Source organism: Colwellia sp. E2M01, assembly GCF_018860585.1.
In the GTDB taxonomy this organism is placed as follows: Bacteria; Pseudomonadota; Gammaproteobacteria; order Enterobacterales; family Alteromonadaceae; genus Colwellia.
On record NZ_JAHKPR010000001.1, the window covers coordinates 31,266 to 57,458 of the forward strand.

The following is a 26,193-nucleotide window of genomic DNA, read 5'->3' on the forward strand; positions in this document are numbered from 1 at the left end:
TTAAGTGATCATTTTTTTGTAAGTATCTAAATACCGTTTAGCTATATTCGGCATAGAGAAATTGGCATTTATGTGTGTATAAGGGGTCATTCTTTTTATTAAAATATCTATATCTTCTATATTTACCTTGTTGAGTTCATCATCAAGGATAAAACCATTGGTTTTATGTGTAACGACTTCTCTTGATAGCCCTTCCATTGAAGATAATATAGGAACAACATTAAAAGACATTGCTTCTAGTACAACGTTAGGCATTCCTTCTTTTAAAGAAAAAAACAATAAGCCTTTCGCTTTTTTATAAAATTTAGTCAATTCTTTATTATCTAAATTCCCAGTAAAATGAATTTTATTATTATAAGGTTCTGCAAGTTCTTTACACATATTAAAATACCTAATATCACTTTCCGCCGCCGTATTACCATAGGGACCAATTAAGTACAGCTGTGCATTTTCTAATTTTGAATAATGATCAATAAAATACTTTATTGATATGTGAGCTTGCTTTCTTTTAACAATAGCCCCAACAAATACAAATATATTTTCTTTTTTTGTGAAGCTTATTGCTTCTACTTGATATTCAACACCATTGGGTATTATAACAATTTTATTGCTTGCTAAATACTTACTGTTGCTCGCGGCTATTTGATTGGAGAGAGCATTATTAATATTTACTGATTTAAGTAATTCTACATAATAGTTACCGAATTTTTTTTTTGATAAAGTATCGAAATCATCTTGCCCATACAGTGTTGACTTTAATAAGGTTTTTTTTCTTAGTAATGTGGCCAATATAAATGGAATGGAAAAATTGCCGTGAAAATGTACTACGTCGAAGTTATGCCTAATAAATTGGCAACAAAAAAAGCAAGCTTTACCTACCTGCCCTTTACCAACATGAGCTAGCGTTATTTCATTTACTTTTTCATTGTGGTTAAGCTTGTCGTCATTTAAGTTATATATTGTTATATTTACTCCTAAACTGACGAGGGCGTTAGCAAGTTTAAGTGCCTGTTGAGCTGCGCCGCTATGCTTATGAATTTGGTATACTACAAATGCAATGTTCATTTAATGCCTATTAAAGATTTAAAACTCAGTTTCTTATAAATATTGCTATATAAGTAATTCATTGTGGTTGCTGAAAAGTATGAATCAAATCTCTTTTTTGCAGCGAGACTTAATTCTAAATATTTGTACTCCTCACTAATGATTTTTATCATAGCTTCCGCAAATAGACTTTCATCTTTATTTATGGTTACAAAGCCATTTTCACCTTCAATAACTATTTCAGGGTTGCCTCCAGCATTGGTTACTACACAGGGTTTACCAATAGACATTGCTTCAAGTAAGGTCATTGAAGTACCTTCACTTAACGATGAAAGTAGGAATATATCCATTAACGCAATATGGTAAGCGGGTTTTGACTCATAGCCAGTTAAAATCACATTGTTAGCTAAGTTTAACGTTTTTATACAGCGTTCAATATTTTCACGCTCTTCACCATCACCAACAATCATCAATGTAGTATTAGGATGTTCTACTAATACTTTTGAGAAGGCTTTGAGCATCATGGTGTGGTTTTTAATCGGGTCAAACCTTGCGACTGTGCCTAGCACCATGTGATTATCTGGAATACCTAGGCTTTCTTTTAGCGCGCGGACTTCTTCATCATCAACCTGCAAAGGAGCAATACCGTTATAGATTACATCAATAGACTTTTCTGAAATATTTTCAAACTCAACTAACGCTTGCTTAGTTGCTTTAGAAATTGCTGTCACTTGATCGGTAAACAGATTAAGTATTGGATTGATTAGCTTTCGCTTCCAAGTGCTTGAATCGGGATAGAAGCGGCCATGCTCAGTAAAAATCACTTTTGTTTTAGTGAATGCTGCAGCAATAACACCATACACCCATGGTGTATATTGATGACAGTGGATAATATCAATATTATTTTCTTTAATGGTTTTACGAATACTAGCAATGAGCTTTTTATCAAAACCAGGTTGTCTGTTAAACTCAAAGAATTCTATACCATCTTTTTGAAGTTCTTCTGCGAATGGACCTAAAGGTGACTCAATACAAAGTACAGACATTTTAAATTGATTATGTTCACTACCATCAATTATATTTTTGATGACCATTTCAGTACCACCAATACGCATATCGTAAGTGATATGCATGATGTTTAATTTTTTGTGGCGTGATGTCATTATTGTTCTACCGTCATGTATTTATCCCACCACATTTGAAACATTAACATGCTCCATAAGGGCGCAGAGTAATCTATACTTTTATCTTGATGCTGTTGCCACATTTTTTTAATCACTTCTGGTTTAAAGTAATCGATTAAACCAGCTTTACGATTGAACAAGCAATCTTCTGTAATGTCTTTGACTTCTCCTCTAAGCCAATCAGCTAAAGGCACGGAGAAACCCATTTTCTTACGGTACAAAATATCGTCGGTTAAAAAGGGTTTAAATATTTCTTTTAAAATATACTTTTTTTCACCTTCATTAAATTTGTATTTAGAAGGGATTTTCGCGGCAAACTCTACAAGTTTATAATCTAAAATAGGCGCCCTCACCTCAAGTGAGTTTGCCATACTCATGCGATCTACTTTGACTAAAATACCACCTGGTAAATAGGTTTTCATATCGGTATAGAGAATTTTTGATAAATGATCTGGGCCATCGGCTTTGTGATACGCATCTAAAGTGATTTTAGATGGGTGATAACCGTTAAGCTTACTTTTCATTTTATCGTTAACTAAGCCATTCCAGATTTCATCGGTAATAAATGAGTTAGTCATGTAAAAACCCATTGCCGGCTCAACACTTAAGCTTGTTAATAGCGATTTTGCTTTTCTAAATGGCTTAGCTTTAACACAACCTGCAACTTTAGCTAGGGTCGGAAAAACTGACCTTCTAATAACAGATGGAAATTTTTGACGTAGCTTGTTCTCTACATTATCAACAGAGTATTTTTCATAACCAGCGAAAACTTCATCACCACCATCGCCAGCAATGGCAACTGTTACTTGCTGTCTTGCTAGTTCAGAAACAAAATAGGTTGGTACCAGTGATGGATCAGCAAAAGGTTCATCAAAATAACTGACTATATCCATCAATTCATCTTTCACATTTTGATGTACGGTAAATTCATGATGGTCTGTTTTATACTGCTCGGCTACTGAGCGAGCAAAATCAACTTCATTATATTTTTCATCATCAAAGCCAATTGAGCAGGTAGTGATTGGTGATTCACTGTTTTTAGCCATCAAGGCAACAACGCCACTAGAGTCTACGCCGCCACTTAAAAAGGCTCCTAACGGCACATCACTCACCATGCGACTTTTAGTGCAATGGTCGGTTAGTTGAGTTAAATCTGCTTTTAATTTCTCTTCTGAATCATTACTCGTTTGAGCAAAAGAAACATCCCAATACTGCTCTTTTTTAAGTCCTTTCGAGTTAAGGGTAATAAAGTGACCGGGCTCTAATTTGTAAACATCCTCAAAAATAGTTTTTGGATCAGGTATATATTGATAAGCAAAAAAATCATAAACCGCATCTTCTCTGATTTTTTTAGGGATATTAGGTAAAACGAGTAATGCTTTTAATTCTGAGGCAAAGAATATGTTTTCGTTATCAAAATAATAATATAACGGTTTTTTACCCATTCTATCACGCGCAATAAACAGCTCTTGCTTTTCTTTATTCCATATAGCAAAAGCAAACATACCATTAATATGCTCTAAACATTTTTCGCCGTATTTAGCGTATAGTACAAGTATTACTTCAGTATCGGTATGCGTATTAAATTGATAACCTTCGGCTAATAAGTCATTTCTAATTTTGTCAAAATCATATATCTCGCCATTAAAAACAATAACAAATTTATCATCCGATGAGTGCATTGGCTGGGTGCCTGCTGCTGATAAGTCAATAATACTTAATCTGCGGTGGCATAAGGCAACACCATCATCAATATATTCACCGCCAGCATCAGGGCCTCGATGAAAAATAGCCTCACCCATTTCTACTAATGTTTGTTGCTTTGCTTTAACTTGATTGAATTGGGTAAAACCCGCGATACCACACATACTTATCCTTTTACTTTTGAAAAAGACCAACGTTCACGAGAGTCCATTAAAGGTTTTTCAACTAATCGATATAAACACTCTGCAACTATCAATGAACCAATTATTGTTAGTAAAAAATATATAAGAAAAGGAAGCTGAATTGGAATTCGCTTCATCAAAGCTAGAACTTCTGGGTGTAACAAATAAATAGAATATGATCTGGTAGCTATATAATACGCACCAGGTACATATAACATTTCACTCCATTCCTTTGATGAATTAGCTAATAAAACCCATGAGCCAAAAATAAAAGCTAATAACAGCTTATTCGGATCTTGAACTCCCCATTCAGGAAAATATCGAGCAACAAAGAAAAACACAAATGTAAAGGTAGCAATAATACTAATTGGTAAAGCCTTATCAGCTGCTTTTTTCCAGATTGCAGGATACGTATAATAAATATGCGCTAATAACACCCCGAAAACACAACCATCAATCCTTACATGCGTTTCCTTAGGGTTACTATAAAGATTTAACTCTCTAAAGATAAAAGGAATAACTAATAAAACCAATAATATTATCGTTGAATATTTATTATTTTTAGTCGCTAAAAAAGCCATTAATGGAGCTATTAATAAATAAAATTGCTCTTCAACAGCCAAAGACCAACTGATTGAGAAAAACTCTAAAGGAAAATAATAATTTTGAGTAAATATAAAATACTCAATTGGAAAAGATACATTGTCTTTTGTAATTAATCTTTGAGCGACTGATAAAATTAACACTACATAATATGCTGGTAATGTTCTCAACCAACGTCTCATCCAAAAGCGTTTAATATCAATGCTTCCTTCACGATTTGCTTCTCTAATTAAAGCACCACCCAATAACCAACCAGACAGAACGAAAAACAAATCAACCCCAATTCCACCTAACTGTAGAGGGGCGAGGTAAGATGGTGCTCCATAAGCTAATATAGAGTGCGCCAACAGCACCAACATAATAGCAATGGTCCTTAGGAAGTCCATTGACCTATATCTTGTATTCATTTCAATTCCTAGAGGGTTATATACTTTCTAATCAATGGGCCAATAATATTAACAAGTGACAATGGTAACTTCTTCCATATATTTTCTATAATTGCTCTAACAGAAAATGTATTGCTCTTTGTATTTTCATTTAATTGGTTGAGCGGATCCTCCCTCCACTCTAGTAATATTGGCTCTGCACCCCATTGTTGTTTAAAACGATATGTCCCTTCATTAAAAGTTGAACGACCAAAATCAAACTCGGTACAGCCTTTGTCTGTAACAAACTTAAGTAATTCCCAGTAGAGCATCATATTAGGTGACAAGCGGTTGTATTCAGCTCGAGTAGATGCCCAAGGTATACAGGCTTTTTGATCGGTAAAAAGAACTATGCCAGCACCAACAGCAACGTTATCTAATCTAACTATCGCGATAATGCATTGGTTGTTATATTGCTTACAAATAGATTCAATCCATTTTTTGCTATGCACTGGAGAGCCTAATCTATGCATATTTTCACTAAAAACAGCATAGAATTCATCAATGAACTTTTGACTTATTCCTAACTCATAGGTCAAGCCGTTTTTCTCTGCTTTACGAATTTGGCTACGTAATTTTGATTTAAACCCAGCAAACAATTCATCGCTCGTGGCTGGCAAAGGTAAAAGCATGCTTACTTTTTTACCTTCAAATTGAGCTTTATTACTAATTTGTGTGCGTTCACGGTATTCAATAGATTTAGATTGTAGTTTTGACTTTAAATTAACTGCATTTGCTTCTAACAAGTTTTTTATTTCATCGTTATCTGCTAAACAACCGCCTACATCACAAAATGGTAATGAACATAATGAACTACCTTTAAGCGGAATACGAATATTTACTAAAGGTAAAATACCAACAATCACTGAATCTTGCTTTGCTACGAAATAATACACTTGATGAGAATAGGCAAGTTCAACTGCAGCTAACCAAGAAAATAAATGGTAAGGGCTATGTTCAACGTGTTGCTGAACGTACTCATCCCATAATGCTGATTCATTTGCCGATATTTGCTGAATAGTTACCTCAGAGCCTAACATTATTGCGTAACCTCTGACTGAGTTAATAGTTTCTTAGCCTCACTTATAGTGCAAAAAGTAACATTGGCATGTTCCTGTAGAAAGCTAATTGTTTTTTTCATGTTTTCTAATATCTGCTGCTGGGTAAAAGGATGATTACTATACGGTAAATTTATTAAACTTGAGCTGTGTAAATTCATATGAATAATTGGCGACTTTCGCTTAAGTAATACTTTAATTAAGGTTTGCATATCTTTTGCTGAGGCTAACTCAGGACTTAGGTATATCTTTCTTAATAGTTTTAATTGCCAAAGAATTCCTGGTGCTCTTAAAAACGACAAAAGTGGTGTGCTGCTCAATTTATGAATTTTGTTAAATAATGCAAATTGAGTGTGATTAAATCCCACAGAAACGGGTATTTCATATATAGATGATTGCTGATATTGAGCCTTTAAAGGATCTGATAAATCAGGCCAATAGGGTTCAATAGGTGCACCTTCACAACTAAAATAATTATTACTATAAAAAGGATAAACACTCGAGTCGACTTTAATATCATGCTTTATTAGCAAATTCATGATCTCTGCGTTTATACCCCAACGACCGGTGCGAAAGGATGCAATCTCTTTTCCAAAGGTTGAGCGTAATAGTCCAAGTAAGTTAACTAGCTTTTGCTCTACTAACTCTATTGGTAAATTAACAACATGTGAGAAAAACTCATCATTTTCTTCTGTCATTGGCGGATTACACCAAGGATGTAAATGTGCGCCAATTTCACATTGCTCTTCTTCAGCAATAGATTTTAAAACCTGCGCGCTTTTGGAGTTATTAACAACAGGGTAATCTACAAAATAAGTTGGTCGAATACCAATATAATTACATTCTTGTTGGAATGTTTTTATCGCTTGAATATTCTCTACTTGCACATTGTATTGTGGAAATTCAGTTTGCCAATCCCACTCTTCTTCCGTGTCTACCGACAAGACAAATAAAACATTTGGTTTCTTTTGTGTTGCCATGATCAATTTAACCTTTCACTAAATCTTGAAAAATTTCAGTGTATTCACTCGCCATACGTTTTCCTGAATAGTTAGCGTTTACAAACTCACAAGCGGCATTAGATAGTTTGTCTGCTTTTTCTTGATTAAAAAGTAATTCTTCCCAATAACTTGATAACAGTTCTTTTTCACCAAAAGGAGCAAGTAAGCCTGTTTTTTCATGTTCAATTAATTGATCAATACCCGCAATATTATATGCAGCAACTGGAATGCCCATTGCGGTGGCTTCCATTAAACAACGAGGAATACCTTCTAAGCTCGAGGTCATTACGAATAAATCAAAGCTTTGTAGTAATTCTAAACGGTCATCTCTAAAACCTAAAAATTCGATTCTATTTTTATGCGCTAAAGTTTGAGTATATTCTTCAAGTTCAACTCTAGATTCACCATCGCCTAACAAAGTTAAGGTGATATTAAGATGCTTACCCGCCAAAGATTCAAAGATATCGAGTATATCTTTGATATTTTTACGCTTAATCATTTGACCGACAAACCCAATTCTTTTGTGATCGCCAACTGATTTTAATGGATTAACTTTAATTTTTTGCTCTTCAACTTCAGATAAATCAACCCCATTTTGTACGTAAATCAAGCGATTTTCTTTCACGCCAAACCCGCGAACATCATCACAAAGCGCTTTAGAAAGAGGCACAACAATATCAGCAAACCTGAAAGCCTGACATCCTAACCAAATAAAGCATCTTAATTTAAAATCAATACCAGTCTCAAAACCATGTGGCGTAATAACAACCTTAATACCTGCCTTTTTAGCCGCTAATACTCCAAGTATATCTGACTTGTAACCATGAGTATGAATAACATCTATGTCGTTACCTTTAATAACTTCTACTAGCTTATCTACGACTTTAAAGTCGAATCGATTACTCATAGGTAATTGAAATACTTCACCATTAAGTTTATTAAATTCATCAACTATTTTTAATTCATCGTTATTTGGCTCAATCGTCACCGCTAGATGACAATTGACTTCTTCTGGGTTTAAGTATTTTGCCAATGCTAATACCCAGCGCTCTGCACCGTAAAAGCCCGATGAACAAATAAACTGTAATACATTAAGCTTTTTCATTTAGCTTTTCTTCCCTAATAATTTTGCAACTTTAGCAGAGCGTAAACTTAACCATTTAATTTCATTTTTAATGGATAGTCGTGATAATTCTTTACACAATAAAGAAGCGACTTTTAAATATTTATTTACCTTTGCTGGCTTCGCGTATTCTTTAATATTTTCAAATTTATTTTTGCTAACGGCTTGTTGGTAATAATCAGCAAAACCACTGTTTTGCATCAGCAAGACTAAAACTCTTGTATAGTCATTGTTAGCGTCACTTTGTAGCTTTTGTACAATGTGTTGTTTAAAATAAGTCGCTTTCTCTAAGAACAATGTGCTTTTATTCGAGACATTACTTGCTGGTAAATAATAATTAGCCATATAAAAAATACCGACTTTACGTAAATCTTGTCCTGCCCATGTGGTATTGGGAAACTCTAGCTTTTCTGCTTGCGTTAAATAAGGTAATTCGTTGTCTAACATCCAATTTGCATAATGCAGCATCGCATCGCGGGCATAATAAAAGTCATCATCTAATTGGCTATTACGTTCTTTTATCAGTAAGAACCGACCTACCGCTTGTAAGAATACCGTGTAAAACCATGTTTCTTCAATATTATCGAAATTTCGTAAACTAATATCATCCTCAGGATGAAAAGTATGACAAATAACCTTAAAGGCTTTTGTTAAATAACTTTCACTTTGTGTTAAATCATAAGCATCGAGTAAAGCTATAACGTAATGGCCTGTACCTCTATCTAATGGATACTGCTCTGATATGTGGTCTTTAAGGTCGTGAATATTACTTTGCTTTATCGCAAATAACTTTGCTAAAAAACTATTTGAACCCTCATAATAATAGGTAATCCAATCAGCTAGTTGTAATACTGCTTTTTTAGCGTTTTCATTACCCGTTAATTGATAATAATTCTTTAAGCCTGTGGTATAACAGTGTTGTCCACCTGGACCGCCACCTGAAGTATACCCTTCGTAGACTGCACTATGATTTTTAGAAAAAGTTCGATGCGTGGCTGTTGACGCATCTAAATAGTGATCTGTATGCCAAAAAAGTCCGCCATTGTATTCATCTTTATCATCAACGGTATGATAAATATCAATATCAGCAACGTGCTTAGTTAAGTCATTCGCTAATTCAAGATAATCAGTGTTACCATGTGCTAAGTATTGATAAACAAAGCCATAAATAGGGTCATATTGGTTATTATAATGCGAAACAAAAGTCTCGTTACCCGTATAACCTTCGGTTTCATGATCAGCGTATAAATCACCAAAATTACGCCAGCCAAACTCATCTACCGCTTCTCGCTTTGCAAAAAAATTATTTTCGCCATGAACGCCCTTTTCAATTATTTTAGCTAACTCATCTCGTTTCAAGTCAGCGACAAATAAATCAAAAGCGGCTGTTTTCTCAATATATTTTGGTGCTATTGATATGTTAAGAGGTTTATCAAGCCAAGCAAAGTTTTGCTCTGTAGAGACAAAATCTACCCATAATGAATGAGTCTTTTTTTCTCCGCCTTGAAGTTCAAAGTTTCCCTCAGGAAATAACGCAACACTTAATACATCATTTTGCTTTGCTATGGCTTTAGGAAAGTTTTGCCAGAATTTTTCAACATAAACGCTAAGTGTATTTTCTGTGTCGTTCACATTTGTATTGCACACACTAAATGCGGGCGAAATGCGTAAGCCTTTGCTCTCTTCTAACTCATGATACGCTGCACTAGTAGAGGTTATCTCAAAGCCATTTTTTTCAATCTCTACTTTGCCTGCTGCATTTTTATGAATAGGACTTTGCCAATTAACGCCACCACTTGAAAACTGTTGAATTGAAGCGTTTTCACCGCAAGTAACTGACTTATTGGTAATATGATCATAAATATTAACAGTGCCATTACTGTCTACAGGAATATTTACATTAAGTGATTTAAATAAGATAGAACCTTCATCACCTAAATCCCACAAACCGCCAGGATGCATTGCTGCTTGCGGATTATGGATTGTTAACTCTGATTTTATGTAACTCGAATTGGCAAAAAATGTCAGTGTTGCTTCAAATAAAACACCCACTCCATTGTTACTTTCATCATTGAAACTACCGGTAATATTTACTGTTTTTCGATGACTTGCACTAATGTTTGTATCAATATTTACCTTATCTACAAGAGCTTGGTGCTTTTCATTTGTTGGATCGGTTAGCTCTATTGTTAATGGTGGCTTTTTATTATCACCAGTTTCGCTTAAAGCTGCACTAACTAGCGTTAGAGGCTTACCTTGAGCAGTATTAATGAAAAATGTCGCTAAGCCTGTATTTATTTCTAACTGATGAGTACTTTTGCTTATTGTTATAGAGTGTTGACTTGCTAGTAAATCAGTTTTGGCAAAATTATCAGTCAATGTCAGCGCTAATGTTTCATTCGCTTTAATATCAACAACAAAATCTATCATTGCCCATTTTATACTGCCGTCATGCCAATACGTTAATGGCGATATTTGACATGAAATAAGTTGACCATCTTTCTGGCTAATAGCCAATGGCGTATCGGTAAAAAAAATACCTACGCCAAAAGGACAGCCCATACTGATAGGTTGAGCACTACGAGATAAGTTATGACTCTCGCTTATAGAAAATGGAACAGAGAAATGAGTTGAAAAAGGAACTGAGCTCACTACCATTAATCCTTAATGCTATTTTGAATAACACTCGCTTTAGCGGTTAGCATAGCGATAACCGTTTCTATGTTTTGTTCACTTTCCAGCGATAACGCAATAATAGCGGACTGTTCAGTTTGACCAAACATTGCCATCCAGGTTTGATACAGCTTTAGTTTCACCTTATTGGTAAAGGTTTTATCTGGCAATTGATACCAGTATAAAATATAGCGATACTGACCCATTGGCGACACAATTTTTATTAATTGTGCAGGGCTATTATCAGCACCATTGATGTTTCTATTGTGAAGTAATGTCCAACGTTTTTCGTTATATAACCTATTCGCTGAAGAGATTAGTTCGCCTTCTCCGCTCTGGTAACTCGCGATAAAGAAGTCTATATTGGTAGCTTCTTGAATATATCCTTGTTGAATGTTTGAGGCGGTAGCAAACTCAGGTTGCCACTTTTGTAAGGTCTGATCTTTTATCGCAAAAGGTAATGTCTTTATATCAACTAATAATTCTGTATTAGCTTCGGCAGAATTATCACTAACTATTGCCGAATACCAAAAAAACTGCATAACAAACAATATGATAGATGCCATCACTAATTTATTGTTAACACGTAACATTTGTCTCGTAGTATTAGTAGTGGCTTCTTTTTGTTTAGGCTTAGCTGTTGCAAACTTATCTCTCATTTTTTCACCAATAAGTATTAGCGAAAATAAAACGATGGTGAAGAATACACCGCCATAAATAAGGTGATCAGCCCCTGCCGCATGCTCCATATCCGTTAAGTGAGCAATTAAAACAATGCCGTATACTCTTAACGCATTTGCCAGAATTGGGAAAACCAATGAGATTAGAATAAATAATAATTTTTTGCGCAGAGTTATAAATGAAATGTAAGCGTATAAATGACCAAACACGATTGAGGTGATTAAAAAGCTAATGCCTGAACACGCTTCTGCTACTAAAAAGCGCCCTTCTGGAATTTCTAAATATAAGCCGTTTCTATAAACAGGAATACCCGTTAACTCTAATAACGGCACCGATATATCAGTAGTTATTTCTTGTAAATAAGGGATTAACTGCTCACCAATAGGAATAGAAAACAGCATAAAATATAACGGAAAAGCGATGACTTTAGCCGCTTGATTACCAACAACAAACCAAATAATTAACGGTAATGAGACAAACGTCGCCACATGCATAAATAAACGAATATCGCCTACTAATGCAAAGGTATATAAAATCAAAGTGCCTATTAATGGTAATAATAACCAATAATTAGCAACAAAAGGCTGCTTAGAGAGTTCATCTCTTTTTTGATAAATAAGAAAAAAAGCGATAGGGATAACTAAAAAGCAGTGATTGAATATTTCAGATACAGCCCAAACATTAATCGCGGTTGTTACCCCTTGATAATAAGTATAAAACCAAGCGATAAAAAGGGCCGCAACAGGCCCTAATTTTATGATTAGATTATTCATACTTATTTAATATCTCCCTTTAAATATACGTTTTTCATGGTGTCCCATTGATAGTCATCTAACAAGCGCATTATCTTTCCTTCCATCCGGGAAAGGTTTATATAATGACGTAATTTAGATTTAATGGGCGCACCGGCAACTCGAGGCTGCTCGGGATCTATTTCCCATGGGTGAAAATAAAAGCTATACGGCTGTTTTTCAGCATTCAAATATTTATCAATACGCCTTTTCGACAGCCAATAAGGATATAAACGGAAATAACCACCGCCACCAATACCGGTATTTTCTTCATTTTTTCGAGTGGTAGGAATAGGTATTTCAATTATTCCTTCTTCTCTTTGATATTTAAAGCGGGGCCAATGAGGAACCCCGTATAGATCATGTTCAATAGGGTAAGTACTTGAACTGTATTCAAAACCTAATTCTGTTAATGTTTCATACACCCAAGTATTACTATCATTAATAGAAAAACTTGGCGCTCTATAACCAACAACCGCTTGCCCAGACGCATCTTCTAGTATTTGTTTACTTTGACTTACATCAGCACGAAATTGTGCTTGAGTCATACCTGTTGTACGTTGATGCGCATAACCATGGCTTGCTAATTCATGGCCTTGATCAACAATTGCTTTAATGAGGTTAGGACAGCGCTCTGCAACCCAACCTAACGTGAAAAAAGTACACTTGGCTTGTTTTTGCTCAAATAACTCTAAAAGTCGATAAGTGTTTTTTTCAACACGCAACTCTAGGTTTTGCCAATCACTTTTATCAATGGAGTTTTCAAAAGCCGACACATGAAAATAATCTTCAACATCAACGGTTAACGCTTGTTTTTCAGGTAAAAAATCGTTTTTATTCTTGCTTTGCATAGTAATTAGCGCCCTTTACCAAACAATACGATTTCAACCGTACGAATAAGTATTAATAAATCCAATAAAAAACTACGATGCTTAATGTAATACAGATCAAATTTAAGCTTTTCTAAAGAGTCTTTTTCGGTGGCGCCATAAGGATATTTTAACTGCGCCCAACCAGTTAAACCGGGTTTAACATTATGGCGTTCGTTATAATAAGGCAAGTTTTCAATCAATTGCTCAACAAATTGTGGACGCTCAGGGCGCGGGCCAACAAAACCCATATCACCATGCAATACATTCCAAATTTGTGGTAACTCATCAATACGGTATTTACGTAGATAGTGACCTATTTTAGTGATCCGGTCATCATTTTCACTAGCCATTTGGGCGCCATTTTTTTCAGCATCTAAACGCATACTGCGAAATTTAATAATGTTAAATGGTTCACCGTCTAAACCAACTCGAATTTGCTTATAAAATACCGGCGCTGACCAACCTTCGGTAATTTTCATAAACAATGCGGTTAACAACATGATAGGCCAAGTTAATAACAACAAACACAGCGCCATTACTGCATTAAAAACCCAATCGAGGGCATTACGCAAATAGTTATTAGAAGTAAAGCCATTAGAAAAAATGATCCAACTTGGATAAATAAGGTTTACCGCTATTTGACCAGTTTCCCGTTCGATAAAGTCTAATATCTCAATTATTTCAACACCACGAATTTTACAAGCAAATAATTCATCAACGGGTAAGGCGCTACGACGCTCGTCATTAGCAACCACAATTTCATCAATTTCATGCGTTAAGACGTAATCAGTTAACGACTCTGTTAATTTAATTCGAGGCTCTCTTTTTATACCATCAGGAGAATCTCCTGGCATAATAACAAAACCGTGCACAGTAAAGTCTTGTCGGTCAACATCGCGTCGCATACGGTTTTCGATAATAGACGCACGTTGGCCAGCACCTAAAACTAGAACATTGCGCTTACCAAAACCAAAGAAGTTTATTTTAAAAGTAAAATAACGGAAAGTTGTTACAAACAACACACTGAGCAATGATGACAAGGCAAGCAGTTCAATAGGTAAGGATCCTTCACCATAAAGAGGATTAATTATTGTTGTTGCAAAAAAGCCAACCGACACGCACATCAACATGCGTCGGAATATACCGCGAAAGCTTTCTCGTAATTTTGAATTATATAAACCTAACGCTAGCGCACTTAGTTGATTAAGTAATGCATACACGATGGCATAAAGTATTAAAAGGCTATTTAATGCTAATGTAAAATCAACAATTTGGTATAATTCATTTAAATAAACGGCTAATAACAAACAGCCGGAGAATAAGATTTGCTCTATAACAATAAGAGATTTACTACCTGCAGATAAATCTCTAAACTTTGAACTAGACATAAATATATTTGAATTAGATCTACGCTATCGCTATTTAGGATAGGTAACTACATTCCCTTTAATAAATACCAACTAACTAGCTAGCACTCGCTGACAAAAACCTTACTATACTAACAAAAAACATATTAAAGTTAACGTTTAATTTACAGATGTAAATTAAGCTTATTATTTACATTGTTAAAAGGTGGCAAAATACCATACAATTGACCTTTGTTTTTTTAATCAAAATATTTTTAAAAGGTGTACATTATGGATAATCGCTTAGCCAACAACATTAAAGTTGGGCTGCTATTGTTAGCAACACTCTTTTCAGGCTGTAGCTCAAACAATACTTTACCTGTGGCAACCATACATCCTTCTGATACTGCTGATATTAATTCATACCGATATTTAATTGGGCCAAGTGATGTACTCACTATTTTTGTTTGGCGTAATCCTGAAGTATCTGGCACTTTTGTTGTTCGTCCTGATGGTATGATCACCACATCATTAGTAGAAGATATTCAAGTATCAGGTAAAACTCCCACCGAATTAGCGCGTTCAATTGAAGATATTTTAGCGACTTATTTACGTGATCCTATTGTAACCGTTACGGTTGATACCTTTGTTGGCCCTTTTAGCCAACAAATACGTGTAATAGGTGAGGCCGCTCAACCTCGCGCAATTAATTATATTCAGCACATGACATTACTCGACGTAATGATTCAAGTTGGTGGTTTAACTGAATTTGCTGATGGCAACGATGCAGTACTTATTCGTATAGAAGACGGCCAACAAAAAGAATACCAAGTAATGATTAATGAACTACTTAAAGATGGCGACATTAGTGCCAATGTAGATATGTTACCTGGCGATATTATTATTATTCCTGAAGCTTGGTTTTAAACTTATCACTATTTAAGTTTCATATTTTTAAACTTATTAACACCTAAAATTTTTTATAAATTAACCTTCTATTCATTAATAAAAGATTAATTTCAAAGGTTAACAATGCAAGACATATTTGAAGAGATAATTGATTATCTAAAAGGTATTTGGTTAAAACGTCGTTATATCATCATAGCAACTTGGCTTATTTGTCCTGTTGGTTGGTATTTTGTTTCCTCTATGCCTGATGTTTATGAATCTGAAGCTAAAGTATTTGTAGATACTCAATCCTTATTACGTCCGCTTTTAAAAGGCTTAACCGTTGAAACAGATCCCAATACACAAATTCGCTTGATGGTTAGAACACTTTTAAGTCGTCCTAATTTAGAACGAATTTCACGTATGACCGATTTAGATGTACGAGCCAGTAATAGCGAAGAATATGAAGAGATAATTGAGTACTTAAAAGAAAATATAAAAATATCAGGCGTGGGTCGCGAGAACATTTATACCTTAAGTATTGAAGACAAAGACCCTGAAATGGCCAAAACTATTGTCCGCTCAGCACTCACTGTTTTTATCGAAAATACCCTAGGTGAAACCCGAAATAACTCAGATAGTGCACAAAAGTTTTTAAATACGCAATTAAAAGAGTATGAAAACCGTCTCGCTAATTCAGAAGCAAGGTTAACCAACTTTAAACAAAAATACAGTGGTGTTTTACCTAATCAGTCAGGTGGCTACTATGCAAAACTGAATGGTTTTAAAGACCAGTTAAAAGCAATAGAACTTGAAATTTTAGAAAATGAAACACGCCTCAACTCAGCTAAAGAACAGTTAGCGCAATCTATTGTGGCTGATACTGGCAGTGATAATAAAATAAAGAGCGAGAGCTCAATACAAACAACCTACGACGCAAGAATTAGCGAATTGGAATTACAATTAGATAATTTAAGGCTTCGTTATACAGATAAACACCCTGATGTTATCGAAGTATCAAGAAATTTAACTCATTTAGAAACATTACGCAGTTCAGAAATTGAAAGCTACCTAGAACAAAATACTGAAAGTAATAGCTCTTTAAAGCGCTTAAGCGCCAATCCAGTTGTGCAAGAAGTACAAATAGAAGTAAATCAATTAGAAAACTTGATAGCTTCACTTAACGTGCGTGCAAATAACTATCGTGAACGTATAGTTGAGCTTGAAAACATGGTTCACACCTTACCAGAAATAGAAGCGGAATTAGTCGCATTAAACCGTGGCTATGAAATAACTAAGTCAAAATATGAAGAGTTATTATCACGTAAAGAAACCGCACAATTGGCACAGCAAGCTGATGAAACAACAGATAAAATTCAATTTCGCGTACTTAACCCGCCACGTACAGCTACTCAACCATCGGGACCAAAACGCTTTATTTTATTTGGTGTAGTTACGGTATTTGGTTTTGCGGTAGGTATTGGTTTATCGTTCTTAATGAGTCAGTTAAATCCGGTAGCAACTTCAACTACGCAACTGTCTAAAATTACTGGTGTGCCTATTTTTGGGGTTATTTCTGCCAATGAAAACTTAGGTCTTCATAAATGGCACAAAAAGAAAACCTTAATTTTTATTGCTTCTAATTTGTTATTATTTTGTTTATTAGCATTATTCATAAGCTACTTTTTATTTACTGAACACGTTCCAGCATCTTTAAGGATTTTTTAGCCATGAGTATTATTGAAAAAGCCTTGGCTAAGCAAAAGTTAGCGCAACAAGGCAAAACGAATAACGACACTAACGATACTGTTGAAAAAAGCGCTGATAACATTGAAAGTAATATTAGCAATAACGCTGTTGCTAAACCCAATACCGACAATATAGATAACATACCTGCGCAAACACAAAGCAATGACAATAAAGATAAGATAATACTTAATGGTGAAAGGCTTAATGAGCGCGGTTTTATTTATAGCCCCGATAGCACTCATTATATTCAAGAAGAGTTTAGACACATTAAACGTAAATTATTGAATAATGCCTTTGGTTTAGCTTCAAAAACGTTGAATCATAGTAACTTAATTATGGTGAGTAGCTCTCATCCTAATGAAGGTAAAACCTATGTCGCGATTAACCTAGCGCTAAGTATTGCGCTTGAACAAGACAAAACTGTACTCTTAGTTGATGCCGACGTATTACGACCTAGTTTGCACCGCGAATTAGAATTTGAAAGTAAGAAGGGCTTACTTGAATACTTACTTGGCGAACTTTCATCTATTTCAGATATTATTTACAGCACCAATATTGATAACTTAAAATTAGTCCCTGCAGGTAAACCACATCACTTAACCAATGAGTTATTAGCCAGTGAGCGTATGGCTAATTTAGCAAAAGAGTTGGCTGAACGTTACCCAGACAGAATTGTTATTTTTGATTGCCCACCAATATTAGGGGTTACAGAAACACCGGTTTTATCAGATCTAGTAGGCCAAGCACTTGTTGTGGTTGAAGAGTCAAAAACTAAAACAGATGATGTAAAAATAGCGGTAAGTCAGCTCAATAGTGATATCGCTTTAGGCTTAGTGATGAATAAAACTATTCGTTCTAAGAAAGATATCTACGGCTATTATGGATATGGCTATGGTCGTAAAAACCAGTAATTTTCTAAAAATAAAAGCCAGCTATATAACAATAAGTTTATTGTTATATAGCTGCATTACTCCAAACACTTTGTTAGCGAGTGAGTGGACTTTTGTGCCTAGTTTAGGACTTACCGAAACTTACACAAACAATATAAATTTAACAAATACCGACAAAGTATCTAGCTTAGTTAGCCAATTTATCGTTGGCGCCGATGCAAACTACACTTCAAAAAAGTTGCAATTTTCTTTCTCAGGCACCGAAACCTTTGCGGGTTATAGCCATGACAGTGAAAAAAACAATGCTTATTTAGCACTCAACACTAATGCTTCATATAGCCTTTGGCAAGACAACCTAAAGGTGATTGCTAGTTCATCAGTGAGTAATATTAACAGAAACGCCACTGAAAACAGCTTAGCTGATTTAATAACAGGCGATACTATTCAACAAATAGACAACGCAGTAGGGCTGACTTTTAATAGTGGTAACAGTAACTATATTTTAGGTACTTCTTTAATTTATAACAACGTACAAACAGAAGATGATATAGGCGAAAGCCATGGGTTTTCAGCCACTATAAATAGTGTTAATGGTAGCGCTGCACGTAATGTTTTTTGGGATGTTAATGGTAATTTTATTAATCAAAAAAATGAAGGTTACACCAGTGAAAACTATCAATTTGAAACCAAAATAGGGGCTATAACAGATTACAAAATTAACCCTTTTCTTCGGATTTATAATGAAAGGGTAACAGGCACATTACAAGGCAGTAACCCTGAAGCCATCCCTTCTTGGGGACCAGGTATTCGTTTTCAGGCCAGTAAACACTTTATAATAGATTTATCCTACAACTATATTATTGGTGAAAATCAAACCAGTGATGATTACACTGCCATTAATATAGACTGGCAACCATCAGAGCGAACTTCACTTAAAGCTGGTTATTCAACCCGTTTTTTTGGTGACTCTTACGAGCTAGACTTTACGCACCGTACCAGAAGATTAACTAACACTGTTTCTTATCATGAAACAATAAACGCTTTTGAACGTACTAATTATCAAGAGATTGATAATGATTTATGGTGTCCAACTAACGCTGCAAGTATTAATGATTGTTTACCGCCAGGGCAAGTGCCTGATAACACTAATGGTTTTGAAAGTATTCCCATAACTACATCGGTATTAGAGCAAAGTAATCAATTCACTTTAAATAAAATATGGTTATGGCAAACCAAGTTAGCACTATCTCGAACAACTTTTACCTTTGCAGCATCATATAACCAAACAGAAAGCTTAAGTACTAATATAGTTGATATATATGCTGATGCCCGCTTGACTATGACTCGTCGTTTAAGCTCGCGTAGTAACATGACTGTATTTGTTGATTACACCCAGAATATTTTTGATAAATATATACCTGGAGGTCCATATCAAGATGATAGATATAAAACCATTTCAGCGACTTATGATAAAAGCTTAGCGTCATCACTCAATACATTTTTTACTCTACAATACCTTGATAGAGAATCAAATATCGCTCGCTATGACTATACCGAGGCACGAGCTTCTATTAACTTAACAAAAGATTTTTAATATGTACGAAAGTTACTACGGCTTTAGTGAACGTCCTTTTCAATTAAGCCCTGATCCACGTTTTTTCTTTGCAACAAGCCACCATCAACGCGCTTTATCATATTTGCAATATGGACTCGAACAAGGTGAAGGCTTCATCGTTATTACTGGTCCTATTGGTACAGGTAAAACAACTATTGCTCGTAATTTATTAGCTAATATTGCTGATGAAAATATTGTAGCAGCACAGTTAGTTACCACTAAATTATCACCTGACGAGCTACTTGAACTTATTGCTGCCGAATTTAAAATACCAGTGGCAGGAAACAGTAAAGCTGACTTATTACGTGCTATAGAGTCGTTTTTAGTTGGTTTACACAAGCAAGGTAAGCGGGCATTATTATTAGTAGACGAAGCGCAAAACTTACCGTCAGAAACCATTGAAGAGCTGCGCATGCTTTCTAATTTTCAGCTTGATAATAAGCCACTTATTCAGAGCTTTTTATTAGGTCAAGAAGAGTTAAAAGACATTATATCTGCGCCTAATATGGAACAATTTAGACAGCGCATCATAGCTTCAGCGCACCTAAGACCATTAACAGTTGAAGAAGTAAAAGATTATATCAATCATCGTTTAGTGCAGGCTAATTGCAATAAAGAAGCACTATTTCCTGATGACGCTTTTCAAGTGATCTTTGAAAAAACCCTTGGCGTGCCTAGAAAAATAAACATCTTTGTTGATCGTTTACTGTTATTTGGCTTTCTTGAAGAGCTCACAACGATTAACTGTGATGTTATTAATGAAGTCGCCAGCGAAATGTCTGTTGAGCTTACAGGCTCACTTAACGGAGCCGCATTAAAAAGTACCGAGCAAGCACAACCGTTGGCAATAAATTCAAGCGAAAACGTTGAAAACATAAAAAATGTTTTAAGAGAAGTAGAAGAAATACTAGAAAATTCTATTCAACATAAGATTAAAATGACACGTTATATCGATAAGCTGTTAAAGCAAAAAAGTCGTGAATTTGCCAAAGCGCAAACTAATAAAGAATAGAAAGAATAGAAAGAAACCGCAGCGTAATTACTGCTGTTAAACAAAAAAGCACCATTTAGATTCGTTAATACTAACTAAATGGTGCTCTAAGTTATTTTATAAAACTAAATAATAAAACTAAATATTAATCGCAATATTATACTTTTCAATTAACGAATACAGCGTAGGTCTAGTAATACCTAATAACTCTGACGTTTTAGACATATTCCCTTCGGTTAATGCGTAAGCTTTTTGAATCGCAATAGTTTCTGCATGTTCTCGTACCGTCCGTAAATTTAACGACAATTCATATTCTGCATTTTCTTTATCATAAAAACCTAAATCAAACGCCGTAACTTGATTGGTGGTACTCATAATAACCGATGACTTAACCTTGTTTTGTAACTCTCGAATATTACCTGGCCATTTATGCTGACGTAAACCATATAAGGCATCATCAGCAAAAGACTTAGCATTACGTTTATATTCAGCCGCGTATTGTTGTAAGAAGAAATTAGCTAAAATAAGAATATCTTCATCGCGATCTCGCAATGGCGGTATATTTAAAGTGATTTCAGTAATTCGATAAAAAAGATCTTCTCGAAATTCTTTAGCGGCAACCATGGCTTCAAGATCTTGATTGGTTGCACAAACCACGCGCACATCAACGGGTATCTCTTTGCGCCCACCTAAACGTTCAATGACTTTTTCTTGTAGAAAACGCAATAATTTAGCTTGTAAAGGGAAGGGCATATCTCCAATTTCATCTAAAAATAATGTACCTCCTTGGGCACATTCTATTTTCCCTAACGTTGTTTTATGAGCTCCAGTAAAAGCACCTTTTTCAAAACCAAATAATTCACTTTCTAATAAATTTTCAGGAATAGAAGCACAGTTAATCGCGATAAAAGGCTTATCGCTTCTGTCACTCACTTTATGAATGGCTTTTGCTGTTACCTCTTTACCCGTACCACTTTCACCTAATAATAAAGCAGTGATTTCGGTCGGCGCAATACGTTGCACCATAAGACGTAATCTATCAATGCTTTCGCTACTACCGATAATACCGCAATCTGAGCCAATCACAGACTTCATGCTACGATTATCGTTTTCTATGTTAGCTAAACTAAAAGCGCGCGATACAATTACATTGATAACATCAGCATCGACAGGCTTTTGATAAAAATCGTAAGCGCCCATTTCAATCGCTTTTAACGCATTGCTCCGGTCATCATTACCCGTTATCACAATAACTTTAGTGTGCGGGGCTATTTCTAATATAGTTTTTAACGCCGCTAAACCTTCACTGGCATTGGTTTCATCTGGTGGTAAACCTAAATCAAGAGTCACCACTTTAGGCTCATATCGGCGCACAGCAGCAATAGCGCTTTCGCGATTATCAGCTAACACAACCTCATAGTCAGCTAAGCTCCACTTCAACTGTTTTTGTACACCTGGATCATCATCAACAATCAGTAACTTTTCCATAGCGATGCTATTTCCTTTATTTAAATTCTATTATTTTTTTATTTAAGTTACAGTTTTTCTTTTAATTACAGTGAGTATACGGCAATTTAATACATCATTTTATGCTGAATAATCACATGGAATAGTTATATTAAATTCACTACCTTCATTTTCACGGCTAGTGACCTGCATAATACCGCCAAGCCCCTCTATAAACTGTTTAGCCTCATAAACTCCAATCCCCATACCGGCATTACCTTTAGTGGTATCAAAGGGCTTAAATAGCCTATTAGCGATAAATTGCTCCGACATGCCACAACCGTTATCACTGATTTTAATCAATAAGTTATCAGACTCAACTTTAGCAACAATAGTAACCCAGCCGTTATCATTTGTCGCTTCTTGTGCGTTTTGTAATAAGTGATTTAATACTGATGAAAAAGTTTCGGCATCTATCGCAATATTATCTTCAACTGACACTTCCATTTTGATGCTAGGCAGTTGCACATTGCGCTGTTTAACGACTTCAGTGATTAAAGCTGCAATATTCACTTCTTTACTGCTCGACTCAGCAACTTGCTTATTACGTAATTGTGTTAATACTTTTTCAAGTCGCGCTGTTGCAGACTCAATAGTTTCAAAAACATCATCAATAAATTCTGGGTTATCTCTATGACGCTTAGCATTACTATTGATTAACCCCAATTGTGCTTGAATATTTTTTAAATCATGCACTAAAAAAGCAGACATACGATTAAAAGCATCAAACTGTTTAGACTCAGCTAAACGTTCGTTAGCTTCGTTTAACGATAAATAATTACTTAATTGTTTAGATATTGAGAAAAGTAAATCTCTATCTTCCCAGTTTAATAACTCTTGTTTGCTAGGCATTGCTAATAAAAAGAAGCCATAAATCGTTTTATTCATAAAAATAGGAATAATAATATCTATATTCTTTTGACTGCAAAACTTAACATCTACGAACAATCCAGGATAACTTTCATCTACCCGTGCAAGCTCGCGAATATCTATAATCCAACCATGCTGCACACAAAAATCATCAACCGCACTTAAAAAACTTAAATCAGCTTGTTCAAGGCTAAAGTTCTCTTGATAGAGTAACTGAAACTGACCCGAAGGCTTCTTTTTAATTAACGCGCCTTGATGAATATTCAACGACGAACAAATAATGTCGGTCGCGGTTTGATGATAATTATCACTTTCATTAATTTCTAATTGCTCAATCGATTTAAGCCACTCAACCCGGTAATCATATTTATTGGCAAAAAAGTGTTTGGTAATAAACACTTTTACTTCTTTACGTAATCTTTCAGTTGCCAATAAAGCCGCTAAAACAGAGCCACCTAAAATCAAAAAAGCAATACTGATAATATTACCCCAAGAGCCTCCGAAGTAATTAATTACATACCCAGCAAAGGCCAACAGCAATAAATATAAGCCAGAAATCATTAACATTGAACTATAAAAAACAACGTCACGAGAAACAAAAACATCTACCGACCAATCTTTAATTCGTCTGGTGCTAATTAAGATTAACGGCATACCCACAGCGACAATATAACCACGTGCGTACCAGTACGAAAAGTCTAATTGATTAACCATAGCCGCTTGAGCAAAGACTATAAAATCGAAAACCGTTGACACACCAAGCGCCATAATTAATGACCAAATAGCCCACTTAACTTTAACTTCTGCATTTCGGTATAATTGTTCAAGTAACACTAATAGCCATAAATTTAATAATAAAAATAATAAAAATAAGTAACTTACCCCGTCATTAACAAAGAACACTGCCAACCAACAAAGTAAGGATAAACCAACCCAAACCTTCAAATATTGTTTAATTTTGGGGTGTGTTACAAAGTCATTAATCGACTTAATATTCGCTTGAGTACAAATAATAAGCAAAGACCAAACCGCAAGCTTGAAGGTTTCTATTGCCATAATAATCAGCAATGAAAAACCTTGTTTAGGCTGTAATGCGGCGCTAAGTGAAGAAGCAAAAACTAATAATGCCGCCAGCAATACCAATCCACCGGTGAGGGTTTTATTGCGGGCTGCTAACAACAATAATATAAATACTAAATAAGCACTTGTTGCTAAAAAATAACCTGATATACCAATAACTTCCATTTATATATGTTCCTAAAGTATGGCACCATTAAGTTGATTTTTTTGCACAGAATTGATCAGCTTAATCGAAGTAGTATGTAAAAATAGGCTGGGACATAGTCATACACTTTTTATTAAGCGATGAATAATCTTACTAATAAATTTATCATAAATTGCCCTTTCTTATAATTCAATCAGATTCCTATTAAATTACGACCTAGGTTTGTACTAAGGCTTTTCTATATGGCATAGTTTTCATTATTTTTATCACTACGATCCTATATTTTTACTTTTCCACAGCAAGGAATGATTAATGACAACAGACACTTTACCTAATATTAATAACGATGCTTTCGATATTCCGACTATAGATAAATTTAAAACATCCCCCGAAGCGCATAAACCACGTATTTTACTTTTATATGGTTCAATTAGAAAACGTTCTTATAGCCGTTTAGTGGTAGAAGAAAGTGCAAGGTTGTTAACTGCCTACGGCGCAGAAACTCGTATATTTAATCCCGAAGGCTTGCCGCAACCCGATGCCGACGAAGAATCACACCCAAAAGTACAAGAGTTACGAGAATTAATGATTTGGTCAGAAGGGCAGGTGTGGTGCTCTCCAGAGCGTCATGGCAGCATGACCAGTATTTTAAAAAGCCAAATAGACTGGATGCCTCTTAGTATTGGTGCCGTTCGCCCCACACAAGGTAAAGTATTAGCCGTTATGCAAGTATCAGGTGGCTCACAGTCTTTTAATGCGGTAAATCAAATGCGTGTTTTGGGGCGATGGATGAGAATGTTCACTATTCCTAATCAATCATCAGTGGCTAAAGCATTTTTAGAATTTGAAGAAGATGGCAAAATGAAACAATCTGCTTATTACAACCGTATTGTTGATGTAGTAGAAGAGTTAATGAAATTCACCTTACTACTTAGAGATAACAAGGATTACTTAGTCGATAGATACTCAGAGCGAGTAGAAAGTGCAGAGCAACTTAGTAAACGTGTTAATCAAAAATCAATTTAAAACAATTAAGTACTAGTATTAGCAAAAAGCTTTTTATAGAATGCTCGTCAATTATCTACCTGTGGCTCAACGGGTTTATTTATAACTCAAAGCCACTTTAATTATAAACAGTAATATGCGCCATTAGCTCACTTGGATAGAGCGTCGCCCTCCGGAGGATACGGTCAGGGTTAAAGTGGTAAAAAAGGGAAACAGTCAAAATTAGTATTATGCGCCATTAGCTCAGCTGGATAGAGCGTCACCCTCCGGAGGTGAAGGTCGCAGGTTCGACTCCTGCATGGCGCGCCATTGCTAAACTTTTCTAAAAATAATAATTAAATACCTTAATAAAACATCATTTATAATTATTATTTTTACGACTTCTACTTTTTATTGTCACAACTCCTTATATTTTATCTGCGACAAAACTGTGACAGATTTGCGACAAACTTCACCTGAAGCTGAATATTATAAAATAACACGCTTTATTAAACTGGTATTATCCTCATTTGAAATAGTGCACCAGTTACACCTGTAAACAAACTAACTGTATTAAAAATATGAGCTAATTATTTTTTCAAAGTAATATTTGGTTGCAGCTCTTGGGGATTTAATAATAAACTTAAATAATCTCGGTAACTATGTCAGTTTTTTTTACAACCTTAACCCTTTATAATATTTTTTATTTGTAACCAATTGTTTATAAAGTGTTATTTTTTTAGGTACGAATTTTGCAAAAAATGAGACCTTTTTGTTTGCCCAGCGAA

General features: G+C 35.0%; 19 protein-coding genes and 1 tRNA gene. 7 read left to right on the plus strand and 13 right to left on the minus strand.

The window, feature by feature from the left end:
• The 11 genes from KO502_RS00130 to KO502_RS00180 are packed head-to-tail and all read right to left on the minus strand — an operon-like array spanning window position 1 to window position 14,729.
• Complete coding sequence (locus KO502_RS00130; RefSeq protein ID WP_216020524.1) at window positions 1-1,065, minus strand: glycosyltransferase family 4 protein; 1,065 nt, start codon at window positions 1,063-1,065, stop codon at window positions 1-3.
• Window positions 1,062-2,207 carry a glycosyltransferase gene (locus KO502_RS00135; RefSeq protein ID WP_216020525.1) on the minus strand — a complete coding sequence of 382 codons (1,146 nt, stop codon included), beginning with the start codon at window positions 2,205-2,207 and terminating at the stop codon, window positions 1,062-1,064. Before KO502_RS00135 ends, KO502_RS00130 begins: the two co-directional genes overlap by 4 nt.
• Window positions 2,207-4,096 carry an asparagine synthase (glutamine-hydrolyzing) gene (gene asnB / locus KO502_RS00140; RefSeq protein WP_216020526.1) on the minus strand — a complete coding sequence of 630 codons (1,890 nt, stop codon included), beginning with the start codon at window positions 4,094-4,096 and terminating at the stop codon, window positions 2,207-2,209. Before asnB ends, KO502_RS00135 begins: the two co-directional genes overlap by 1 nt.
• 2 nt (window positions 4,097-4,098) lie before the next feature.
• Complete coding sequence (locus tag KO502_RS00145) at window positions 4,099-5,124, minus strand: acyltransferase (RefSeq protein WP_216020527.1); 1,026 nt, start codon at window positions 5,122-5,124, stop codon at window positions 4,099-4,101.
• A gap of 8 nt (window positions 5,125-5,132) precedes the next feature.
• Entirely contained in the window at window positions 5,133-6,182 is a 1,050-nt protein-coding gene (locus KO502_RS00150; RefSeq protein WP_216020528.1) for a FemAB family XrtA/PEP-CTERM system-associated protein, read from the minus strand.
• Window positions 6,182-7,180: a WalW protein gene (locus KO502_RS00155; RefSeq protein ID WP_216020529.1), complete on the minus strand. Its 999-nt coding sequence runs from the start codon at window positions 7,178-7,180 to the stop codon at window positions 6,182-6,184. Before KO502_RS00155 ends, KO502_RS00150 begins: the two co-directional genes overlap by 1 nt.
• Before the next feature lie 7 nt (window positions 7,181-7,187).
• On the minus strand, window positions 7,188-8,306 hold the full coding sequence (locus tag KO502_RS00160; protein ID WP_216020530.1) for a glycosyltransferase: 1,119 nt from the start codon (window positions 8,304-8,306) through the stop codon (window positions 7,188-7,190).
• Window positions 8,307-10,976 carry a glycoside hydrolase family 127 protein gene (locus tag KO502_RS00165; protein WP_216020531.1) on the minus strand — a complete coding sequence of 890 codons (2,670 nt, stop codon included), beginning with the start codon at window positions 10,974-10,976 and terminating at the stop codon, window positions 8,307-8,309.
• 5 nt (window positions 10,977-10,981) lie between these two features.
• Window positions 10,982-12,451, minus strand: coding sequence for an exosortase A (gene xrtA / locus KO502_RS00170; protein ID WP_216020532.1), 1,470 nt, complete (start codon window positions 12,449-12,451; stop codon window positions 10,982-10,984).
• A 2-nt stretch (window positions 12,452-12,453) separates the two neighbouring features.
• On the minus strand, window positions 12,454-13,320 hold the full coding sequence (locus tag KO502_RS00175) for an XrtA system polysaccharide deacetylase (protein ID WP_216020533.1): 867 nt from the start codon (window positions 13,318-13,320) through the stop codon (window positions 12,454-12,456).
• 5 nt (window positions 13,321-13,325) lie between these two features.
• A complete protein-coding gene (locus tag KO502_RS00180) occupies window positions 13,326-14,729 on the minus strand; it encodes a TIGR03013 family XrtA/PEP-CTERM system glycosyltransferase (protein WP_216020534.1) in 1,404 nt (467 codons plus the stop codon).
• 249 nt (window positions 14,730-14,978) lie between these two features.
• Between KO502_RS00180 and KO502_RS00185 the strand changes: the two genes are divergently transcribed.
• From KO502_RS00185 to KO502_RS00205, 5 genes are all read left to right on the plus strand, one after another.
• On the plus strand, window positions 14,979-15,614 hold the full coding sequence (locus KO502_RS00185; protein ID WP_216020535.1) for an XrtA/PEP-CTERM system exopolysaccharide export protein: 636 nt from the start codon (window positions 14,979-14,981) through the stop codon (window positions 15,612-15,614).
• Window positions 15,615-15,719: 105 nt separating this feature from the next.
• Window positions 15,720-17,303 (plus strand): XrtA system polysaccharide chain length determinant, encoded by a 1,584-nt coding sequence (locus KO502_RS00190; protein WP_216020536.1) that lies wholly within the window; start codon window positions 15,720-15,722, stop codon window positions 17,301-17,303.
• A 2-nt stretch (window positions 17,304-17,305) separates the two neighbouring features.
• Window positions 17,306-18,235: an XrtA-associated tyrosine autokinase gene (locus tag KO502_RS00195; RefSeq protein WP_216020537.1), complete on the plus strand. Its 930-nt coding sequence runs from the start codon at window positions 17,306-17,308 to the stop codon at window positions 18,233-18,235.
• Window positions 18,210-19,808 (plus strand): TIGR03016 family PEP-CTERM system-associated outer membrane protein, encoded by a 1,599-nt coding sequence (locus KO502_RS00200; protein ID WP_252730424.1) that lies wholly within the window; start codon window positions 18,210-18,212, stop codon window positions 19,806-19,808. The genes KO502_RS00195 and KO502_RS00200 overlap by 26 nt, the downstream gene beginning before the upstream one ends.
• A 1-nt stretch (window position 19,809) precedes the next feature.
• Window positions 19,810-20,841, plus strand: a complete 1,032-nt coding sequence (locus KO502_RS00205) for an XrtA/PEP-CTERM system-associated ATPase (protein WP_216020539.1) — start codon at window positions 19,810-19,812, stop codon at window positions 20,839-20,841.
• A gap of 117 nt (window positions 20,842-20,958) precedes the next feature.
• On the opposite strand, the gene prsR is transcribed toward KO502_RS00205, so the two are convergent.
• Together prsR and prsK are read right to left on the minus strand one after the other, a co-directional pair.
• Complete coding sequence (gene prsR, locus KO502_RS00210; protein WP_216020540.1) at window positions 20,959-22,308, minus strand: PEP-CTERM-box response regulator transcription factor; 1,350 nt, start codon at window positions 22,306-22,308, stop codon at window positions 20,959-20,961.
• Between the two features lie 99 nt (window positions 22,309-22,407).
• Window positions 22,408-24,441, minus strand: a complete 2,034-nt coding sequence (prsK, locus tag KO502_RS00215; protein WP_216020541.1) for an XrtA/PEP-CTERM system histidine kinase PrsK — start codon at window positions 24,439-24,441, stop codon at window positions 22,408-22,410.
• A 292-nt stretch (window positions 24,442-24,733) separates the two neighbouring features.
• On the opposite strand from prsK, the gene arsH reads away from it, so the two are divergent.
• Complete coding sequence (gene arsH / locus KO502_RS00220) at window positions 24,734-25,447, plus strand: arsenical resistance protein ArsH (RefSeq protein ID WP_216020542.1); 714 nt, start codon at window positions 24,734-24,736, stop codon at window positions 25,445-25,447.
• Between the two features lie 211 nt (window positions 25,448-25,658).
• Window positions 25,659-25,735 (plus strand) — tRNA-Arg (locus KO502_RS00225).
• Window positions 25,736-26,193 lie beyond the last annotated feature (458 nt).

Excerpts from the sequence above, each read along its gene's own strand:
- KO502_RS00130 (WP_216020524.1), bottom strand. The coding sequence starts at position 1,065 with ATGAACATTGCATTTGTAGTATACCAAATTCATAAGCATAGCGGCGCA.
- KO502_RS00135 (WP_216020525.1), bottom strand. The coding sequence starts at position 2,207 with ATGACATCACGCCACAAAAAATTAAACATCATGCATATCACTTACGAT.
- asnB (WP_216020526.1), bottom strand. The coding sequence starts at position 4,096 with ATGTGTGGTATCGCGGGTTTTACCCAATTCAATCAAGTTAAAGCAAAG.
- KO502_RS00145 (WP_216020527.1), bottom strand. The coding sequence starts at position 5,124 with ATGAATACAAGATATAGGTCAATGGACTTCCTAAGGACCATTGCTATT.
- KO502_RS00150 (WP_216020528.1), bottom strand. The coding sequence starts at position 6,182 with ATGTTAGGCTCTGAGGTAACTATTCAGCAAATATCGGCAAATGAATCA.
- KO502_RS00155 (WP_216020529.1), bottom strand. The coding sequence starts at position 7,180 with ATGGCAACACAAAAGAAACCAAATGTTTTATTTGTCTTGTCGGTAGAC.
- KO502_RS00160 (WP_216020530.1), bottom strand. The coding sequence starts at position 8,306 with ATGAAAAAGCTTAATGTATTACAGTTTATTTGTTCATCGGGCTTTTAC.
- xrtA (WP_216020532.1), bottom strand. The coding sequence starts at position 12,451 with ATGAATAATCTAATCATAAAATTAGGGCCTGTTGCGGCCCTTTTTATC.
- KO502_RS00175 (WP_216020533.1), bottom strand. The coding sequence starts at position 13,320 with ATGCAAAGCAAGAATAAAAACGATTTTTTACCTGAAAAACAAGCGTTA.
- KO502_RS00180 (WP_216020534.1), bottom strand. The coding sequence starts at position 14,729 with ATGTCTAGTTCAAAGTTTAGAGATTTATCTGCAGGTAGTAAATCTCTT.
- KO502_RS00185 (WP_216020535.1), top strand. The coding sequence starts at position 14,979 with ATGGATAATCGCTTAGCCAACAACATTAAAGTTGGGCTGCTATTGTTA.
- KO502_RS00190 (WP_216020536.1), top strand. The coding sequence starts at position 15,720 with ATGCAAGACATATTTGAAGAGATAATTGATTATCTAAAAGGTATTTGG.
- KO502_RS00195 (WP_216020537.1), top strand. The coding sequence starts at position 17,306 with ATGAGTATTATTGAAAAAGCCTTGGCTAAGCAAAAGTTAGCGCAACAA.
- KO502_RS00200 (WP_252730424.1), top strand. The coding sequence starts at position 18,210 with ATGGCTATGGTCGTAAAAACCAGTAATTTTCTAAAAATAAAAGCCAGC.
- KO502_RS00205 (WP_216020539.1), top strand. The coding sequence starts at position 19,810 with ATGTACGAAAGTTACTACGGCTTTAGTGAACGTCCTTTTCAATTAAGC.
- prsR (WP_216020540.1), bottom strand. The coding sequence starts at position 22,308 with ATGGAAAAGTTACTGATTGTTGATGATGATCCAGGTGTACAAAAACAG.
- prsK (WP_216020541.1), bottom strand. The coding sequence starts at position 24,441 with ATGGAAGTTATTGGTATATCAGGTTATTTTTTAGCAACAAGTGCTTAT.
- arsH (WP_216020542.1), top strand. The coding sequence starts at position 24,734 with ATGACAACAGACACTTTACCTAATATTAATAACGATGCTTTCGATATT.